This window comes from Bradyrhizobium sp. WSM2254 (assembly GCF_000472645.1).
In the GTDB taxonomy this organism is placed as follows: domain Bacteria; phylum Pseudomonadota; class Alphaproteobacteria; order Rhizobiales; family Xanthobacteraceae; genus Bradyrhizobium; species Bradyrhizobium niftali.
Window position 1 is genome coordinate 204,184 of the sequence record NZ_AXAB01000009.1, and the last position, 17,063, is coordinate 221,246.

Here is a 17,063-nt window from a genome sequence, read left to right on the forward strand (position 1 = left end):
AACAACCTAAGCCACCGCGCGCCTTCCGATGATGGCGAAACGGAGCTTGCCCGAGATGAAATCGATCGCGGCGACCGCGACCAGGATCATCAGGACCAGGAACGATACCCTCTGCCATTCCAGCACGCGGATCTGCTCGGCGAGCTGGAGGCCGATGCCGCCGGCGCCGACGATGCCGATGATGGTGGCCGAGCGGGTATTGGACTCGATGAAATAGAGCACCTGGCCGGCAATCACGGGCAGGACCTGCGGCAACAGGCCGAAGCGGATCTCGTGCAGCGCACTGCCGCCGGAGGCGCGGATGCCTTCGACCTGCTTCTGGTCGGCGCCCTCGATCGCCTCCGAGAACAGTTTTCCGAAGGCGCCGAAATCCGACACCGCGATGGCGAGCACGCCGGCGAAGGGGCCGAGCCCGACCACGTTGATCCACACCAGCGCCCAGATCAGCGTGTCGACGCCGCGGATCGAATCCAGGAAACGGCGGATCGGAAAGCGCGGGATGTTCGACGGCACGACGTTGCGGGCGGCGAGCAGGCTGACCGGCAGCGCGAACATAGCCGCGAGCGTCGTGCCGAGCAGGGCGATCGACAGCGTCTCGCCGAGCGCCTTCAGATAGATCGGCAGCGAGGTGCCGGGATCGGGCGGGATCATCATCAGACTGATCCAGCCGAGCTGGCTGAGGCCGGCGAGGAAGCGCGACGGCGAGAAGTCGAGATCGACGAGGCCATAGATCAGGATCGCGAACGCCGCGACGATCATCGCCGGCATTGCGAGCCGCGCCGAAGCGGGCCGATCGAACACGTCGGGATAGCGCGCGCGAAGCTGCGCGGTGTCGACCTCTTGCCGCCGCGTCACGTCCGCGCCTCCTTGCCGAACAGGCGGCCGCGCAGCCAGCCGGTGGTGATGTCGATGACGAAGACGGTGACGATGATGGTAAGCAGGATGGCGCTGACGTCCGAATAATAGAATTTGCGGATGGCGACGACGAGCTCCTGGCCGATGCCGCCGGCGCCGACAAAGCCCATCACGGAGGCTTCGCGGACATTGATCTCGAAGCGCAGCAGCGCGTAGCTGGCGTAGCCCGCGGTCACCTGCGGCACGACGGCAAAGCGCATGCAGGAGAGCCAGCTCGCGCCGGTGGAGCGGATGCCCTCGACCGGCTTCATGTCGGCGTTCTCGACGATCTCGGAGAACAGCTTTCCAAGCGCGCCGGTGGAATGGATCGCGATCGCAAGCACGCCGGCCATCGGCCCGAGCCCGAAGGCGATCACGAAGATCAGCGCGAAGACGATGCCCGGGACGGTGCGGGCAAATTCGAGCAGGCGCCGCACCGTGAAGCGCAGCCAGGGCGCGGGCGAGGTGTTTTCCGCCGCGAAGAAGTTCAGGACGAAGGCGAAGGTCGCGCCGATCAGCGTGCCGACATAGCTGATCAGCAGCGTCTCACCCAGCATCTTCAGCCATTTGCGCCAGCCCCACAGCCACTCGCCGACATCGGTCCAGACCCGCTGGCCGTTGTCGAGCGTGAGGATGCGATCGAAATAGCTGACGAAGTTGCCGAAATAGGTGAAGAGGGTGCGCAGGTTAACTTCGGCGCCGATCGCGGCGAGAAGCAGCGCGGCAGCGAACACCACAACGCCGAGCAAGAGACGGAGCCGCCTGCGCGCGACCGCCTGATGATAAGCGGCGTTCAGCGCAGCCAGTTGCTGCTCAGGCAGGATCGAAACCGCGACGGTCATCTGTTCAGGAAAAGTGGCCGATCAAAGAGAAAGAGCCGGGTCCATCGACCCGGCTCAAGTAGCTCGTCCCGAAACTCAGGACGCCTTCTTCTTACGCAGTGCATCGACGAACTTGATCAGCTCGATCGTGCCATCCCAATCCTTGGTGGTGGCGGGATGAAAACCCTTCTTCTGGCCGTCCTGGAGGCGGTCGAAGGCCGCCTTGTCCTTGGCCGGCGCGTCGAAGAACGCCTTTGCGATCGCCGCCTTCGCCTCTTCCGGCAGGTCGGAGTTGTAGGCGTAGGGGCCGTTGATGATCGGAGCCGACTTGTGGATGATGCGGAAATCGTCCTTCTTCATCGGCGAGCCGTCGGCATTCTTCAGCATGCCCTTGGTCAGCATCTGCGCCAGCGTCGAATCATCATCGCTGGTCCACTGGTTGGCCGCAACGTCGACCGTGCCCTGCGCCAGCGCCAGGATCGCGTTTTCGTGGCTGCCGGTGAAGACGACCTTGCTGAAATAGGTGTCGGCGTCAGCGATGCCCATCTTGTCGAGCTCGAAGCGCGGCACATTGTTGCCGGACGTCGAATTGGGGTCGACGAGGCCGAGGTTCTTGCCCTTGAGCTGATCGACGCTCTTGTAGGGGCTGTTCGCCTTGACGAAGAACACCGAATAGTAGCCGGTCGAGCCGTCGGCGTTGATGTCGTTGGCAAAGGCGTCGGTCTTGACGCCGGTCAGGCGGGCGCGGGCGAACGAGGCCGAGCCGTAGCTGGCGATATGGATGTTGCCGGCGCGCTGGCCTTCGATCACGGCAGCATAGTCGTTGGCGATGCGCAGCGTGACCTTCACGCCCAATTCCTTGGAGAGATAGCTCATGAACGGCGCCCAGCGCTCGGTAACGCCCGAGGCGTTTTCCGCCGGAATGACCGCGAAGGTCAGCTCGGGATATTTGGCTTTCCAGTCGTCGGCGAAGGCTGAAGTCGTGAACGCGAGCGCTGCGGCGCCGGCGAGAATTAATCTGCGAGTGATCATGATACCCTCTTCATCGGTTGGGGTCGGTTGACGCAAAAACTGGCAACTACAGAAGCCATGCGGCTCAGGCGGCGGCCGCCGTTCCGAGCGCCGGAATGCCCTCGGGCGCCGGCACCGGCGTGCCGCCCATGACGTCGGTGGCTTCGAGGTCGTAAAGTTCGCGCGCGACGTGATCGGTCAGCGCAGACGGCGCGCCGTCGAACACCACACGGCCCTGCGCCATGCCGATCAGGCGGTCGCAATAGCTGCGCGCCAGGTCGAGCGAATGCAGGTTGCAGAGCACGGTGATGCCGAAATGCTTGTTGATGCGCAGCAGTGCATCCATCACGATCTTGGTGTTGCGCGGGTCGAGCGAAGCGATCGGCTCGTCGGCGAGAATGATGTCGGGCTGCTGCACCAGCGCGCGGGCGATCGCGACGCGCTGCTGCTGGCCGCCGGAGAGCTGGTCGGCGCGCTGGGCGGCGAGTGCGGCGATGTCGAACTGCTCGAGCGCCGACATCGCCAGCGCCTTGTCGTGCTCCGGCCAGGTCTGCGACAGCGAGCGCCAGGCCGGCATCGTCGCGAGGCGCCCCATCAGGACGTTGGTGAGAACATCGAGCCGGCCGACGAGGTTGAACTGCTGGAAGATCATCGCCGAGCGCGCCCGCCACTGCCGCAGCTCCTTGCCGCGCAGCGCGGTGACGTCGATGCCGTCGAACAGGATGCGACCCTGCGTCGGCGTCACCAGGCGGTTGATGGTCCGGAGCAAGGTCGACTTGCCGGCGCCGGATCGTCCGATCACGCCGACGAATCCGCCGGGGGAAATTTGAAACGAAGCGTCGTCCACCGCGGCTTTTGCGCCAAAGCGGCACGTCAGACCTTCAACCACCAGCATGCAGGGCTCCAGAGTAGCTGGGACCCACCGCTAACGCCGACGCTTGACACTTGTGTGACATGCACGTTGCGGTGCGGCGATCCAACACACGTCATCCCCTGTCATCGCCGCGTCATGACATTGTCATCGAGCCGCTCGAAGAGGAACGCCCGCCCACACGCTTCGGATACGACATGGCCGGCAAAGCCCTTTCAGTCCAACCGACCATCGATCCCTCGGCCAAGCTGCACGAGACCAGGCTCGGTGCCTATACCGAGGTCGGGGCGCGCACGATCCTGCATGAAGTGAGCATGGGCGATTACTCCTATGTCGTGAACGATTCGCAGATCACCTACACCACCATCGGGAAATTCTGCTCGATCGCGGCGATGACACGCATCAATCCCGGCAACCATCCGATGCATCGCGCGACGCAGGCGCACTTCACCTATCGTTCCAGCGCCTATTTCGAGGGCGAGAGCGACGACACGGATTTCTTCGACTGGCGGCGCCAGCATCACGTCCATATCGGCGATGACGTCTGGATCGGTCATGGCGCGATCGTGCTGCCGGGCCGCAACATCGGCACCGGCGCGGTGATCGCGGCCGGCGCCATCGTCACCAAGGACGTGCCCGCCTACACCATCGTCGCCGGCAATCCCGCGCGGATCGTCCGGCGCCGCTTCTCGGAAGAGATCGCCGGACGGCTCGCCAGGCTGGCCTGGTGGGACTGGGATCACGACAAATTGCGTGAAGCGCTGCCCGATTTCCGTAAGCTCGGGATTGAAGATTTTCTCTCCACGTATGAAGCACGGGCACACTCCCCTGCCAACAAACGAAGCGCGGTCGCGTGACAGACATTTTCCTCGAGGGCGGCCGGGCCCTGATCGGCACCGAGTTGGTCGAGGCTTCACTCAGCGTGTCCGGAACGGACATCGCACAGGTCGATGCCGCCCGCGGCCGGGCTCGGCTCGCGATCGATGCGCGCAATCTGCTGGTGCTGCCGGGAATCGTCGATCTGCATGGCGATGCCTTCGAGCGGCAGATGATGCCGCGCGCCGGCGTAGACTTCCCGATCGACGTCGCGCTCGCCGACAGTGACCGCCAGGCGATCAGCAACGGCATCACCACCGTGTTTCACGCCACGACCTGCTCGTGGGAGCCGGGCCTGCGCAGCGCCGACAACGCGCGCGGCCTGATGGAGGCGATCGAGCGGCAGCGTCCGCAATTTGCTGCCGACACCCGCTTCCATCTGCGGCACGAGACCTACAATATCGATGCCGAGGCTGAGATCAGCCAGTGGCTCAGCGAGGGCCGCGTCGACCTGTTTGCCTTCAACGACCACATGGACGGGGTCGTTGCCGACATCTCCAATCCGCGCAAGCGCAACCGCATGATGGAGCGCACCGGACTGTCGAGCGAGAACTTCGACAAACTGGTCGCAGGCGTGGTCGCGCGCGCCGCCGAGGTGCCGGCCTCCGTGTCGCGGCTCGCTGCCACGGCCCGCGCGGCCGAGGTGCGGATGCTCTCGCACGACGACGCGACACCCGCGATGCGCCAGGAGTTTCGCGAGCTGGGCGCGATGATCGCCGAATTTCCGATCAACGAAGAGACGGCGCGGGCGGCGGCAAGCCACGGCGATGCCATCGTCTACGGCGCACCGAACGTCGTGCGCGGCGGCAGCCACACCGGCTGGACCAGGGCATCCGACATGATCGCAAAGGGGCTCTGCTCGGTGCTGGCGTCGGACTATTACTATCCCGCGCAGCTGCTCGCCGCGTTCCGCCTCGCCGCCGATGGCGTGTTGCCGCTGACGGAGGCCTGGAGCCTGGTCTCCGCCGGGCCGGCGCGCGCCACCGGCCTTGCCGACCGCGGCACCCTCGCCGTAGGACGCCGCGCCGACATCCTGCTGGTCGACGACACCGTGCCGCTGCGGCCGCGGCTGGTCGCGGTGATATCGGGCGGAAAGCTCGTGCATCTCACCGATGCGACACGACTGCTCAGCGCGGCGGCGGCGCCGCGCGAGGCTGTTGTCGCGGCATAAACCGGTTATGCTCGGGCAATGATTCCCCGTTACGCGATCTATTTTGCCGCCGGCGCCGACAGTGCGCTGACCCGCTTCGGCGCCGCACTGCTCGGCTATGACGCCTACACCGGCAACGAGGTGCCGTTCCCGCGCGAGGCGCTGCACGTCGCGCCGGACTGGCGCGATATCAGCGCCGATCCCCGCAAATACGGCTTTCATGCCACGCTGAAGGCGCCGATGGCGCTCGCACCCGGCAGCACCGAGGCGGAGCTGATGGCAGCCTGCGCGACATTCGCCGAAAAGGCACGGCCGATCCCGGCGATCCGCCCGATCGTCGACACCATCAGTGGCTTCATCGCCGTCATCCCGGCCGAGCCGGTCGATGCGCTCCAGCAGCTCGCCGCCGATTGCGCGCGCGAGTTCGATTCCTTCCGCGCGGCCCTCACTGCGGAAGATCGCGCGCGGCGGAAGCCCGACAAACTCACCGAGCGGCAGCGCGACTATCTCGACCGCTGGGGTTACCCCTACGTGATGGAGGAATTCCGCTTCCACATGACCCTGACCGGCCGGCTGGATGCAGAGCGCCGCGGCCCGATCCTGGAGATGTTGCGGACGCGGTTCGCGTCGCTTCGTCTCGACACGCTGGCGGTCGACCGCCTCGCCCTGTTCAAGCAGGACGAGACCAAGGCGCGCTTCCGCATCATCGGCGAGTGGGCTTTGCCGCGATAGACCTCAGCGCCAGCTCGCAAGATTGAAGCCGAGCGCGACCGCGCCAACCAGAACGAGACTGGTCGCCCAGACTGCGTCCAGATTGAACCAGCTACGCGAGACGAACCTCAATCCCAGATAGCGGTAGACCAGCCACGCCAGGCATCCGCCGGCGCCGACCATGGCGGCAACGTGCACCAGGGACACCAGCACCGCCATCCCGAGACTCGCCTTCATCAGCGCGCCCGCCGCCGCATGGCCGGCATCGAGCCCGAAGGCCTGGCAGAGCCCGAGATAGATTGGCACGAGCATCAAGGCGGCGCCGTGAGCAATGGCCACGGCAAATGACCAGAGCGCCAATCGCGTTGGCGCAATTCGTGCCAGCGCGCGGGGATGGCGTCGCACGATCAACCGATAGACACCGAAACCGATGACGAGAAGGCTCGCGCCGATCTGGATGGGACGTTGCCACTCGGCCAGCACGAGCAGGAACGCGAATGGCAGCAGCACGAGAAGTGTTGCCAGGAGATGCCCGGCCGACAGGGCCCACAACGCGCGGAAGAGCGCGCGTGGGTTCTTGTCCATGAGCCCGGCCGAAACGGCGAGCGGCCATCCCATTCCCGGATTGACCCCGTGGTAGAGACCGCTCGCGACAAGAGCGAGCCAGAGCCAGCCAAGCGCCGGGCTCGCGTGCCCCCCATCTAGACCGACGGGTAGCAAAAGGAGTCCGTCGAACAATCGCCGCCCTCGAGCCTGATCTGGTGCGCGCGATATCCGTCGGGGAAGCTCACGAAATAGTCCTTGTCGAGCTCGAGGCCGCCGTTGCGACCGACATTGGCCATGACCTCCACGCCCGGAACCCCATCGGGATAGAACTGGTCGTCCCAGGTGGAATAGAGCGAATTGGTCCAGTACACGCGCCTGCCGTCGCGGCTGATCTCGACCATCTGCGGACCTGCCGCAAATGCCTTGCCGTTCGGATGGGGGGTACGGCGCGCGATGCCGCCGATGTGAACGGAGCCCGCAAGCTTCGGCTTTCGCGGATCACTCACATCGTACTGGCGCATTTCACCCGTGCCCCAGCACGAGACGTAGAGAAACCGGTCATCCATCGACAGGTCGATGTCGGTCACCAGCGGCGGCACGGCGCCAAATCCCTGCAGCAGCGGCGGGAGCTGCTCCTTTGGCGCGGGTTCGGGCGGGATCGTCGCCGTCTTCTCGGCATGGAATTTTCCGCCTTCGCGCCACCAGGTCCAGATCGATGCTTCGAGATTGGTGGTGTCAACCACAACGCCAACGAAGCCGTATTCGCGAACCGGATCGTGCGCGGGCCGCACCTCCAGCGCCATCTGATGATTGGCGCCGAGGTCGATGGTCTGCACGTTGCGGCGGGCGCGGAGATCCCAGAAGTGGAGACAATGGCCATATTTGTTCGACAGCAGATCTTCCGGAACGATCCCGTTCTCGAACTGCGGCGGCAGCGCCCATTCGCTCGTCACCATGTAGTCGCGCGGCAAGTTCCACCAGAAATCATAGTGCCGCGTCTGCGGGCCACGGTCGATCTCCCATCGTCCAAGCACCTCGAACGTCTCGCAATCCATGATGAAAACGCCTGGAGGTCCGTTGGTGCCGTCCTTGCCGCCGCCGCCCAGCGTGCTCACGTAAATGCCGTCCGGCCCGCAATGGATGGTGTGCGGCCGCGAGTAGCCGGTCTTCTTGAAGACTTCCTCCGGTTCGATGATCTTGTGGATCTTGGCTTTGGTCGGATCGGGCTTGGTATCGATGATGTAGATCCGCGACGAGCGCAGCCCGGGGATGATGAGATAGCGCCGCTCGATGAAGGCGTGTCCGGCGAGCGGCGACAAGGCGGAGGAGCAGGCGTTCCAGCCGAAGTGATGAAACTCGTCGCCCTTGTTGGGCATCGTCACGGTGTGGACGATTTGGCTATAGGTCGGCGATCCCGGCTTGACGTCGATGACCGCGAGAGCATCCGGCTTTGAGAAATCCGGACTGAGCAGCAACGTATAGGCAAAGTTCTCCGCAGGTGCTTCCATCGCAAGCTTTGGCGATGCGTGAAAGGTGGGATCCGGCCTCATCGTCATGGCACTGCCTCCCTGTTCTGTCGGTTCGCGCCAACTGGCTCGGGATAGCGGCATAATGAAGAGCTGTTATGCGATGTCCTGAGATGCTCCGCGGGCTTGGTTGGCGAGCATACAATACGTCATCGCCGGGCCGCGGGAAACGGCCAGAGCCGCGCTAATTCGACGCCTTCGGGCAGAGGGAAGCCGGCGGGATCAGGCCAGGGCCGCGGCCCTGGCCTCAGTGTCGTCCTGGCGGAAGCCAGGACCCATAACCCCGGGGAGCGGTTGTGGCGCGAGATGGTAACCTCGAGTCTTCGTCAAACCGCATCCTGTGGTTATGGATCCCGGATCGGCGCGCGCTTGGGGCGCGCTTGTCCGGGACGACGTTGCGGAAGGAGATTGCTCAAGCAAACTCCGTCATTGCGAGCGGAGCGAAGCAATCCAGACTGTCACCGCGGACACATTCTGGATTGCTTCGTCGCTTCGCGCCTCGCAATGACGACGGTGGAGCAAGTGGCCGCGCTACTTCCCCCACCGCAGCGCCAGCGCATCGCGCTCCTTTGCCAGCTCCAAGAGCCCCGCGCGCGTCGCGGGATGCAGCGGCTGGAGCGGATGGCGCACGGCGTCCGATTTGATCACGCCGCCGGCCTGCATCATTGCCTTGCAGGCGATCAGGCCGCACTGGCGGTTCTCGTAGTTGATCAGCGGCAGCCAGCGCTCATAGGCGGCTTTCGCTTCCTCGCGCTTGCCAGCGAAATAGGGATCGATGATCTGACGGATGCCGTCGGGATAGCCGCCGCCGGTCATGGCGCCGGTGGCGCCGGCGTCGAGATCGGCCAGCAGCGTGATCGCCTCCTCGCCGTCCCACGGGCCTTCGATATCCTTGCCGCCCGCCTCGATCAGGCTGCGGAGCTTTGCAGCGGCGCCCGGCACCTCGATCTTGAAATAGCGGATGTTGGAGAAGTCGCGCGCCAGCCGGGCGAGCAGCTCGACCGAAAGCGGCGTGCCGGCGACCGGCGCGTCCTGGATCATGATGGGAATGTTGATCGCACCCGAGAGCACCCTGAAGAACTCGACGATACCTTTCTCAGGAACCCGGAAGGTCGCGCCGTGATAGGGCGGCATGACCATCACCATGGCGGCACCGGCGGCTTCGGCCTGCTTGCTGCGCGCGGCACAGACGGCCGAGCTGAAATGGGTCGTGGTGACAATCACGGGGACCCGCCCGGCGACCTGCTCCATCACCGCGTGCATCACGGTTTCCCGTTCGGCATCGGTGAGCACGAACTGCTCGGAGAAATTGGCGAGGATGCAGATGCCGTGCGAGCCGGCGTCGATCATGAAATCGATGCAGCGGCGCTGGCCCTCGAGGTCGAGCTCGCCGCGCTCGTCGAAGATGGTGGGCGCGACCGGGAACACCCCGCGATAGGGGCGCTGGGCCTTGTGGTGTGGCGTAACCGGCATCGAACTCTCCATCCCTGATATTCTCGCACATCTACCGCCGCACTCGCGCGGCACGACAGATGTACCCGGGGCGCGGATCGGCGGCAATGCCGATCCGCGTTCCCCTGGAACAGAGATGTGAAAGTTATGCGGTCTTCACCGCGCCGAGGAAACCTTCGACCGCGACGCGGAGACGGTCGGCGTCTGCCGACATCTTCTTCACGGAGTCCGACAGCACCGTGCCGGCGTTGCCGGTTTCCTGATTGAGCTTGGCAACGCTGCCGATGGTGTCGGTGACCTCGCGGGTGCCTTGCGCCGCCTGCTGGAAGTTGCGCGAGATCTCGGTGGTGGCCGCCCGCTGCTGTTCGACGGCGGCCGCGATCGCGGTCATCTTCTCGTCGATGCCGCTGATGGCGCCGCCGATGGAGCGGATGGCGGTCACGGCCTGCCCCGTCGCGCCCTGGATCTCCTCGACCTGGCGGGAAATCTCCTCGGTGGCCGTCGCGGTCTGCGCGGCGAGACTCTTGACCTCGCCGGCGACCACGGCAAAGCCGCGGCCGGCCTCGCCCGCGCGCGCAGCCTCGATGGTGGCATTCAGCGCCAGCAAATTGGTCTGGCCGGCGATGGCGTTGATCATCTTCACGACCTCGCCGATGCGGCTTGCGGTCTGGTCGAGGATCTCGACCGTGGCGTTGGTCCGCTCGGCCTGCGACACGGCCTCGCGGGCCTCGCGCGCACTCGACTGCACCTGCGCCGAAATCTCGCCGACGGACGCGGAGAGCTCCTCGGTCGCGGCCGCGATGGTCTCGAGATTGTTGGTGGCCTGCTCGGCGGAGGAGGCGACCGCCGCGGTCTGGCTGCTGGATTCCGAGACCAGCGTACGCACATCGGTCGCCGTCGCGTCAAGCTCCCGCGCCGACGCGGCAACGCTGTGGATGACGGCTTGCACGGTGTCGTCAAAGCTGCGGCAGGCGGCATCGACGGAGCCGGAGCGGGCAAGCTGGAGCGCCTGCTGCGATTCACGTTCCTGACCGAGACGCTCGGCGGTCGCGGCGCTCTCGCGCAGGCTTTCGAGCGCGGCCGCCATGGTGCCGAACTCGTCGGGATACCGGGATTGCGGAACCGGTGTCGCGTAGTCACGCGCGCCGATGCGGGCGATGGCATCCAGAATGGCGCGCACCGGACGCATGAGGCGAGTACGCACCACATAGACGCCGGCCAAGGTCACCGCGAGCGCCACAAGGAAGGCGAGCGACTGCACGACGAGATTGGTGAGGGCCTTGCCCTGAACGGCCTCCGCGCGCGCGATCGACTGGTCCAGCGCTTTGTTCGCGACCGCGACGATGGGCGCGAACGGCGACTGGCACAGCGCATTCCATTCCGAGGCGGGCATCGCGGGCTTGCCGCTGCCGTCAAAATTCCTGGTGAGCTCTCCGATCTGCTTCAGGACGCCATCGGTCTTGGCCTTCGCGTCCGACGCTGCCGTAACCAGCTCGGCCGTCACCCCGGGCGCAGCCAGCAACTCGGCCATCCCCGCCCAGCCAGAGGCGATCGTGCCATCCCATTGCGCCACCGACCGCTTCTGAACGTCGTCGAGCGGCTTGCTGCTGTTGACGTTCGGGCGAAGCGACGAACAATGGACCCCATAACGGTCGCGCACCTGCCAGGCGAAGCGGCGGACCTGAATCATGCGGGCGATATAGGGATCGTTCATCCAGGCGCGGTTTGACACCGCGGTGGAGGCGAGGTTCGCGGTGTCGATGACCTTGGTGACGGCATCGTACCAGACATTGGTACGCTCCATCTTGCGCTCGGCCCGCGGACGCTTGGCTTCGTCGTAGAACAACTCGAACTGCGGCGCGGCTTCGTTCCAGCGCTGCTTCAGGGTATTCGCGAGTTCGTCGCGCCGGTCGAATTCGATCGTGGAGAGCGCCGAAGCGATGGATTCATAGCCGGCCTGCTCGGCCTTCTCGGCGGCCGCCAACTTGGCCCGCGGCTCGTCCTCGCCGAGCAGCGCGCTCTGGGCGTCGCCGCGATTGTTGCGCAGCGACAGCACGCCGTGGAAGATGGTCTTGTCGGCGGCGGCAAGGCGCGCGGTTTCGAGACTGTCGCTGTAGCGGCCAAAGGCCCCGACCATCTGGATCGCCGTGCTGGCCAGCGCGCCGGCCGCAAGCAGGGCCATCAAGGTCAGAAGAAGCGAGCTTACCGATTTCTTAAACATTGCCATGGGGTCAAGGGGCCTACTCTTCACGAGTGGCCACCTTGCATCGCAACCTGCCAATGTTTCGTTAAGGTTTTAGTCGATCCGCACCCCATTCGGGCGGCCCGCTTTTTACGCGACTTTCGTGAAATCGGGCGCTCGGCGCTCGGCAAACGCCGTGAACGCTTCGCGCGCCTCCGCGGTGCGCAGGCGCTGCGCGAAGTGCTCGCCTTCCGCCTGCATCTGCGCGACCAGCGCCTCGCCGTTGCGCATCAGCTTCTTGGTGGCGGTGAGCGCGCCGGCCGGCTGGCGGGCGAGACGCTGCGCCAGCGCGAGGGCCTCCGCGTCGAGCTTGTCGAGCGGGACAACGCGGTTGGCGAGCCCCCATTCCAGCGCAGCCTTCGCCGGCACCGTCTCGCCGAGCGCGAACATCTCGTAGGCGCGGGCATAGCCGATGCGTGCCGGCATCAGCAGGCTGGAGGCGGCTTCCGGCACCAGCGCGAGGCTGACGAAGGGCGTCGAGAGCTGCGCATTGTCGGCGAGCACGACGAGGTCGCAGTGCAGCAGCATCGTGGTGCCGACGCCGACGGCGCGGCCCTGCACGGCTGCAACCAGCGGCCGCGTGCAGCGCGCCAGCGACTGGATGAAGCGTATGACGTTACGGCTTCCTTCCGACCTTCCGCTCGCAACGGCCGCGAACTCGCCGACGTCGTTGCCGGCGGTGAACATGTCGCCCTCGCCGCGGATCAGGATCACGCGGGCGGACGGATCGGACTCGGCAGATTCGATGGAATCGGCGAGCTTGCCGTACATCGCATCGGTCAGCGCGTTCTTCTTGTCGGGGCGCGCCAGCGTAAGCGTCAGAATTCCACCGTTGTTCTCGATCCGGACATGCTCGGTCATTGGGCTCTCCTCTTATTCCTCTGGATCTCTTGCAGGGTCTCTTGGAAACTTGTCCTGAATGCTTGTCAGCCAGCGCGCGACGATGTCGATCTCCGCGCTGGAGAATCCCTCTGTCAGCGCCGCGTTGATCTCCGCGGCCGAGGTTTTCGCCTGGGCCAGCGCGGTACGTCCCTTCGGCGTCAGCCACACGCGCCAGGCGCGTCCGTCCTCGCGATCGGCCCGCCGCTCGATCAGCCTTGCGGCTGCGGTGCGATCGACGAGCCCGGAAATGCCGGCCGGCCCCATATCCAGCGCCGCGCCGGCCTCTCCCATCAGAACGCCGTCCTGTCTGCCGAGGATGAACAACAGCCCCGCCTGCGCCGGCGTCACCTCGTTCTCGGGCTGCGCGGCCATCCAGCGCTGCAGCCGGCGTTGTGCGACGTTGAGCAGGTAGATCAGCCGATGATGCCTCGCTGCGGCGTCATTATTTCGCATGCGAAATAAATAACCGAAGCCGACCGGATTGTCAAAGGGCGGCTGCCGGGCCTAGGCAGCGCGACAACCGTCCAGAAACAGCGTCGCACAGGTCTTGACGCGACGCTCGATGTCCTTGCGTGACGGCAACGCCACCCCGCCATAGATCGCCGCACGCTGCGGCGCCGATGCGACCATGCCGATCAGCATGCCGGCGGCCTCCTCGACGTCATCGAGCGCGATGCGCTTCTTCTTCACCTGGGCGCGCAGCCAGCCGGCCAGCGCCGTGACGGTGCGGGCGATGCCGTTCTTGTAGAAGTTGGCGGCGAGTTCCGGGAATGCGGCCGACTCCTGCAGCACCATGCGCTGCAACGCCACGACTTCGGGATCGAGCGCGAGGTCCGCGCAGGCCAGCAGCGCGGAGCGCAGGCTCGTTTCGATGTCGACCTCGTCGCTGGCCTGGAGATCGACCGCGGACAGCAGCCGCTCGAGCCTGTCGGCGCACATCGCCTCGAACAGCGCGGCCTTGCCGGGGAACAGACGATAGAGCGTCTTGGTCGAGATGCCGGCGCGGCGCGCCAGTTCCTCGGTGCTGGTCGCCGCATAGCCGTCACCGGCAAAGGCCTGCCGCGCAACGTCGAGGACGATTCCCTTCGTCTCCTCGTCGCTGCGCAGTTGCGGCCGTCCACGCGGGCGGCACTCCCCCGAAAATTTTGCGTCTGACGATTTTGCTCGAGCCATGCCTTTACATGATGCCTGTCATTCCATTGACAATTCCGAAGCTAGTCTCATTTTGGAAATTATCAAGTTTCCTAAATCAGGGGACCCGGCCATGACCGTCCACACCACCCCGACTGCTGTTGCCCAGACCGCCCTTCCAGCGACCGCCTTGGAGGGCGTCCTGCCTGCCGCACCGACCCAAATCCGCCGTCAAAAGCTCAATCTTCGCAAAGCGTTGCTGATGGGCGCCGCGATCGTCGCGCTGGCCGGGGCGAGTTGGTACGGCTACGACTACTGGGCCGTCGGCCAGTACCTCGTCTCCACCGATGACGCCTATGTGAAGGCCGACAACACCACCATCGCGCCGAAAGTCAGCGGCTATCTCAACCGCGTTCTGGTCGCCGATAACGAGCATGTGAAGGCCGGCCAGGTGCTGGCCCGGATCGACGACCGCGACTTCCGCGTCGCGCTCGACCAGGCCAGGGCCGATGTCGCCGCCGCAAGTGCCACGGTGACGAGCAAGGAAGCGCAGCTCGAGGTTCAGCAGGCGGTGATCGCCGCCGCCAAGGCGACCATCGATGTCGACACGGCCGCGAAGACATTCGCAAGCCAGGAGAACACGCGCTACACCAACCTTGCCGCAACCGGCTATGGCAGCGTGCAGAATGCGCAGCAGGCGCAAGCACGCGACGCCGGCGCGGACGCCGCGATCGCTCGCGACAACGCCAACCTCATCTCCGCACAGAAGCAGGTCGATCTGCTCAAGGCCGAGATCGTGCAAGCCACGGCCGCCGCCGCGCGCGCAGCCGCGATCCAGCAGCAGGCCGAGCTCAATCTCGGCTACACCACGATCGTCTCGCCGATCGACGGCGTGATCGGCAACCGTTCCTTGCGCGTCGGCCAGTTCGTGCAGGCCGGCACGCAGCTGATGTCGATCGTGCCGACGGATGGCGCCTATGTCGTCGCCAATTTCAAGGAGACGCAGCTCACCCACGTGCAAGCGGGACAGGCCGTCGACATCGAGGTGGACATGTTCCCCGGCCAGATCGTGCACGGCCACGTCGATTCCATCGCGCCGGCCAGCGGCCAGGAATTCGCGCTGCTGCCGCCCGACAACGCCACCGGCAATTTCACCAAGGTGGTGCAGCGTATCCCGGTCAAGATCGCGCTCGATGCCGCGCATGGCCCCGCGATTGCGCTCCGGCCCGGCATGTCCGTGATCCCGACCATTGCAACACGTTCGACCGCGCCGACCGCGAATGCGGTCGCGGCGCCCAAAGCGAAGCTCGTCTCCGGAGGGTCGTGCCATGTCAAACAGCCTCTCAATTTCGACGCAAGCAACACCGGCCGCGACGCCTGAACGCATAGTCGCCGATCCGAATCGCGCGAGCGCCGCGACCTGGATCGCCGTGCTCGCCGCCATGATCGGCTCGTTCATGGCGATCCTGAACATCCAGATCACCAACGCCTCGCTGCTCAACATCGAGGGCGGCATCGGCACCGGCGCGGACAACGGCTCCTGGATCTCGACGTCGTATCTGATCGGCGAGATCATCGTGATCCCGCTGACCGACTATTTGAGCCGCGTGTTCTCGTTCCGCCGCTACATGCTCGCGAGCGCGTCGCTGTTCGCCGCGTTCTCGGTCGCCTGCGCCTTCACCAATGACCTGCCGTCGATGATCGCGATGCGCGGCCTGCAAGGCTTTGCCGGCGGCGTGCTGATCCCGATGGCATTCACGCTGGTTCTGACCAAGCTGCCGAAGCCGCGGCAGCCGGTGGGGCTCGCGATCTTTGCGCTGTCCGTCACCTTCGCCCCGGCGATCGGTCCGACCATCGGCGGCTACCTCACCGAGACCTATGGCTGGCGCACCATCTTCTTCGTCAACGTGATCCCGACCGCGGTGATGGTGGCGGCGCTCTATCTGACGCTGGAGAAGCAGAAGATGCAGCTCGGCCTCCTGAAGGAAGGCGACTGGGCCGGCATCGTCACCATGGCGATCGGGCTGTCGGCGCTGCAGGCGGTGCTGGAGGAAGGCAACAAGGACGACTGGTTCTCCTCGCCCTTCATCGTCAAGCTCGCGGTGATCGCGGCTGTCAGCCTCACGTTGTTCGTCACGATCGAGCTCACGATCGAGAAGCCGCTGATCCGGCTGCGCCTGCTCGCTCAACGCAATTTTGGCTTCGGCACGCTCGCGATGACCATGGTCGGCTTCGCGCTGTTCGGCTCGGTCTACATCCTGCCGGCCTATCTCGGCCAGGCGCAGGGCTACAATGCCGAGCAGATCGGCAATGTGCTGGCCTGGACCGGCCTGCCGCAACTCGTGCTGATCCCGCTGATCCCGAAGCTGATGCAGCGCTTCGACACGCGCTACATCGCGATCACCGGCCTTCTGATCTTCGCCTATAGCTGCTTCATGAACACGGCGATGTCACCTGACTATGCCGGCGACCAGCTCTGGATCCCGAACATCGTGCGCGCCGTGGGACAGGCCATGGTGCTGACGCCGCTGACCTCGGTGCTGACGGGCGGCATCGCGCCGCAGGACGCAGCCGCAGCCTCCGGCATCAGCAACATGTTCCGCAATCTCGGCGGCGCGATCGGCACGGCGACGCTCGCCACCATCATCACCAAGCGCGAACAATTCCACTCCAACATCATCGGCCAGTCGGTCACGCTCGGCCGCGAGGAGGTCCGCACCCGCATCGCGCAGATGACGGACTACTTCATCGCGCACGGCGTACCCGACCCCCATGCCGCGCGCGAACAGGCCATCATCGCGCTCGGCAAGACGGTGAAGCGCCAGGCATTGGTGATGGGCTATTCCGACACCTTTGCAGTGATCGGCGTCGTGCTGGTGCTCGCCGCGATCGCGGTGGTGTTGACCCGGCGCGTGAAGGCCGCGGGTGGGCCGGCGCATTGAGTCATCTC

Annotated in this window: 16 protein-coding genes; 5 read left to right on the plus strand and 11 right to left on the minus strand. The window is 65.5% G+C overall.

Annotated elements, in window-relative coordinates; translation table 11 throughout:
- Positions 1-6: 6 nt before the first annotated feature.
- The 4 genes from phnE (A3M7_RS0107890) to phnC all read right to left on the minus strand — a co-directional run bounded on the left by phnE (A3M7_RS0107890) (position 7) and on the right by phnC (position 3,621).
- Positions 7-855 (minus strand): phosphonate ABC transporter, permease protein PhnE, encoded by an 849-nt coding sequence (phnE, locus tag A3M7_RS0107890; protein WP_027543446.1) that lies wholly within the window; start codon positions 853-855, stop codon positions 7-9.
- On the minus strand, positions 852-1,736 hold the full coding sequence (gene phnE / locus A3M7_RS0107895) for a phosphonate ABC transporter, permease protein PhnE (protein WP_027543447.1): 885 nt from the start codon (positions 1,734-1,736) through the stop codon (positions 852-854). The genes phnE (A3M7_RS0107890) and phnE (A3M7_RS0107895) overlap by 4 nt, the downstream gene beginning before the upstream one ends.
- 75 nt (positions 1,737-1,811) lie before the next feature.
- Positions 1,812-2,747 (minus strand): phosphonate ABC transporter substrate-binding protein, encoded by a 936-nt coding sequence (gene phnD, locus A3M7_RS0107900; RefSeq protein WP_027543448.1) that lies wholly within the window; start codon positions 2,745-2,747, stop codon positions 1,812-1,814.
- A 64-nt stretch (positions 2,748-2,811) separates the two neighbouring features.
- Positions 2,812-3,621, minus strand: coding sequence for a phosphonate ABC transporter ATP-binding protein (phnC, locus tag A3M7_RS0107905; RefSeq protein WP_027543449.1), 810 nt, complete (start codon positions 3,619-3,621; stop codon positions 2,812-2,814).
- 173 nt (positions 3,622-3,794) lie between these two features.
- On the opposite strand from phnC, the gene A3M7_RS0107910 reads away from it, so the two are divergent.
- Genes A3M7_RS0107910 through A3M7_RS0107920 form a run of 3 tightly spaced genes read left to right on the plus strand, consistent with a single transcriptional unit; the run spans position 3,795 to position 6,355 of the window.
- Positions 3,795-4,454 carry a DapH/DapD/GlmU-related protein gene (locus A3M7_RS0107910; RefSeq protein ID WP_027543450.1) on the plus strand — a complete coding sequence of 220 codons (660 nt, stop codon included), beginning with the start codon at positions 3,795-3,797 and terminating at the stop codon, positions 4,452-4,454.
- Entirely contained in the window at positions 4,451-5,644 is a 1,194-nt protein-coding gene (locus A3M7_RS0107915; protein ID WP_027543451.1) for an alpha-D-ribose 1-methylphosphonate 5-triphosphate diphosphatase, read from the plus strand. Before A3M7_RS0107910 ends, A3M7_RS0107915 begins: the two co-directional genes overlap by 4 nt.
- An 18-nt stretch (positions 5,645-5,662) precedes the next feature.
- Positions 5,663-6,355, plus strand: a complete 693-nt coding sequence (locus A3M7_RS0107920) for a DUF1045 domain-containing protein (RefSeq protein WP_027543452.1) — start codon at positions 5,663-5,665, stop codon at positions 6,353-6,355.
- A gap of 3 nt (positions 6,356-6,358) precedes the next feature.
- Here A3M7_RS0107920 and A3M7_RS0107925 read toward each other — a convergent pair whose 3' ends face one another.
- The 7 genes from A3M7_RS0107925 to A3M7_RS0107955 all read right to left on the minus strand — a co-directional run bounded on the left by A3M7_RS0107925 (position 6,359) and on the right by A3M7_RS0107955 (position 14,155).
- The gene (locus A3M7_RS0107925) at positions 6,359-6,952 is read right to left on the minus strand and encodes a hypothetical protein (RefSeq protein ID WP_084301820.1); all 594 of its coding nucleotides are present in this window, start codon (positions 6,950-6,952) and stop codon (positions 6,359-6,361) included.
- 83 nt (positions 6,953-7,035) lie between these two features.
- Complete coding sequence (locus A3M7_RS0107930) at positions 7,036-8,436, minus strand: selenium-binding protein SBP56-related protein (protein ID WP_027543454.1); 1,401 nt, start codon at positions 8,434-8,436, stop codon at positions 7,036-7,038.
- 501 nt (positions 8,437-8,937) lie between these two features.
- On the minus strand, positions 8,938-9,879 hold the full coding sequence (locus tag A3M7_RS0107935) for a dihydrodipicolinate synthase family protein (RefSeq protein WP_027543455.1): 942 nt from the start codon (positions 9,877-9,879) through the stop codon (positions 8,938-8,940).
- A 124-nt stretch (positions 9,880-10,003) separates the two neighbouring features.
- Positions 10,004-12,085 carry a methyl-accepting chemotaxis protein gene (locus tag A3M7_RS0107940; RefSeq protein ID WP_027543456.1) on the minus strand — a complete coding sequence of 694 codons (2,082 nt, stop codon included), beginning with the start codon at positions 12,083-12,085 and terminating at the stop codon, positions 10,004-10,006.
- 105 nt (positions 12,086-12,190) lie between these two features.
- The gene (locus A3M7_RS0107945) at positions 12,191-12,961 is read right to left on the minus strand and encodes an enoyl-CoA hydratase (protein ID WP_027543457.1); all 771 of its coding nucleotides are present in this window, start codon (positions 12,959-12,961) and stop codon (positions 12,191-12,193) included.
- A gap of 12 nt (positions 12,962-12,973) precedes the next feature.
- On the minus strand, positions 12,974-13,435 hold the full coding sequence (locus A3M7_RS0107950) for a MarR family winged helix-turn-helix transcriptional regulator (RefSeq protein WP_027543458.1): 462 nt from the start codon (positions 13,433-13,435) through the stop codon (positions 12,974-12,976).
- A gap of 51 nt (positions 13,436-13,486) precedes the next feature.
- Positions 13,487-14,155: a TetR/AcrR family transcriptional regulator gene (locus tag A3M7_RS0107955; protein WP_027543459.1), complete on the minus strand. Its 669-nt coding sequence runs from the start codon at positions 14,153-14,155 to the stop codon at positions 13,487-13,489.
- A gap of 91 nt (positions 14,156-14,246) precedes the next feature.
- On the opposite strand from A3M7_RS0107955, the gene A3M7_RS0107960 reads away from it, so the two are divergent.
- Together A3M7_RS0107960 and A3M7_RS0107965 are read left to right on the plus strand one after the other, a co-directional pair.
- Positions 14,247-15,494, plus strand: coding sequence for an HlyD family secretion protein (locus A3M7_RS0107960; protein ID WP_049823251.1), 1,248 nt, complete (start codon positions 14,247-14,249; stop codon positions 15,492-15,494).
- A complete protein-coding gene (locus A3M7_RS0107965; protein ID WP_027543461.1) occupies positions 15,442-17,055 on the plus strand; it encodes a DHA2 family efflux MFS transporter permease subunit in 1,614 nt (537 codons plus the stop codon). The genes A3M7_RS0107960 and A3M7_RS0107965 overlap by 53 nt, the downstream gene beginning before the upstream one ends.
- Positions 17,056-17,063: the final 8 nt, after the last annotated feature.

Bases quoted from the DNA above. Each gene is read 5' to 3' on its own strand.
- phnE (WP_027543447.1), bottom strand. From the start codon at position 1,736: ATGACCGTCGCGGTTTCGATCCTGCCTGAGCAGCAACTGGCTGCGCTG.
- phnD (WP_027543448.1), bottom strand. From the start codon at position 2,747: ATGATCACTCGCAGATTAATTCTCGCCGGCGCCGCAGCGCTCGCGTTC.
- phnC (WP_027543449.1), bottom strand. From the start codon at position 3,621: ATGCTGGTGGTTGAAGGTCTGACGTGCCGCTTTGGCGCAAAAGCCGCG.
- A3M7_RS0107910 (WP_027543450.1), top strand. From the start codon at position 3,795: ATGGCCGGCAAAGCCCTTTCAGTCCAACCGACCATCGATCCCTCGGCC.
- A3M7_RS0107920 (WP_027543452.1), top strand. From the start codon at position 5,663: ATGATTCCCCGTTACGCGATCTATTTTGCCGCCGGCGCCGACAGTGCG.
- A3M7_RS0107925 (WP_084301820.1), bottom strand. From the start codon at position 6,952: ATGGGATGGCCGCTCGCCGTTTCGGCCGGGCTCATGGACAAGAACCCA.
- A3M7_RS0107930 (WP_027543454.1), bottom strand. From the start codon at position 8,436: ATGACGATGAGGCCGGATCCCACCTTTCACGCATCGCCAAAGCTTGCG.
- A3M7_RS0107935 (WP_027543455.1), bottom strand. From the start codon at position 9,879: ATGCCGGTTACGCCACACCACAAGGCCCAGCGCCCCTATCGCGGGGTG.
- A3M7_RS0107940 (WP_027543456.1), bottom strand. From the start codon at position 12,085: ATGGCAATGTTTAAGAAATCGGTAAGCTCGCTTCTTCTGACCTTGATG.
- A3M7_RS0107945 (WP_027543457.1), bottom strand. From the start codon at position 12,961: ATGACCGAGCATGTCCGGATCGAGAACAACGGTGGAATTCTGACGCTT.
- A3M7_RS0107950 (WP_027543458.1), bottom strand. From the start codon at position 13,435: ATGCGAAATAATGACGCCGCAGCGAGGCATCATCGGCTGATCTACCTG.
- A3M7_RS0107955 (WP_027543459.1), bottom strand. From the start codon at position 14,155: ATGGCTCGAGCAAAATCGTCAGACGCAAAATTTTCGGGGGAGTGCCGC.
- A3M7_RS0107960 (WP_049823251.1), top strand. From the start codon at position 14,247: ATGACCGTCCACACCACCCCGACTGCTGTTGCCCAGACCGCCCTTCCA.
- A3M7_RS0107965 (WP_027543461.1), top strand. From the start codon at position 15,442: ATGTCAAACAGCCTCTCAATTTCGACGCAAGCAACACCGGCCGCGACG.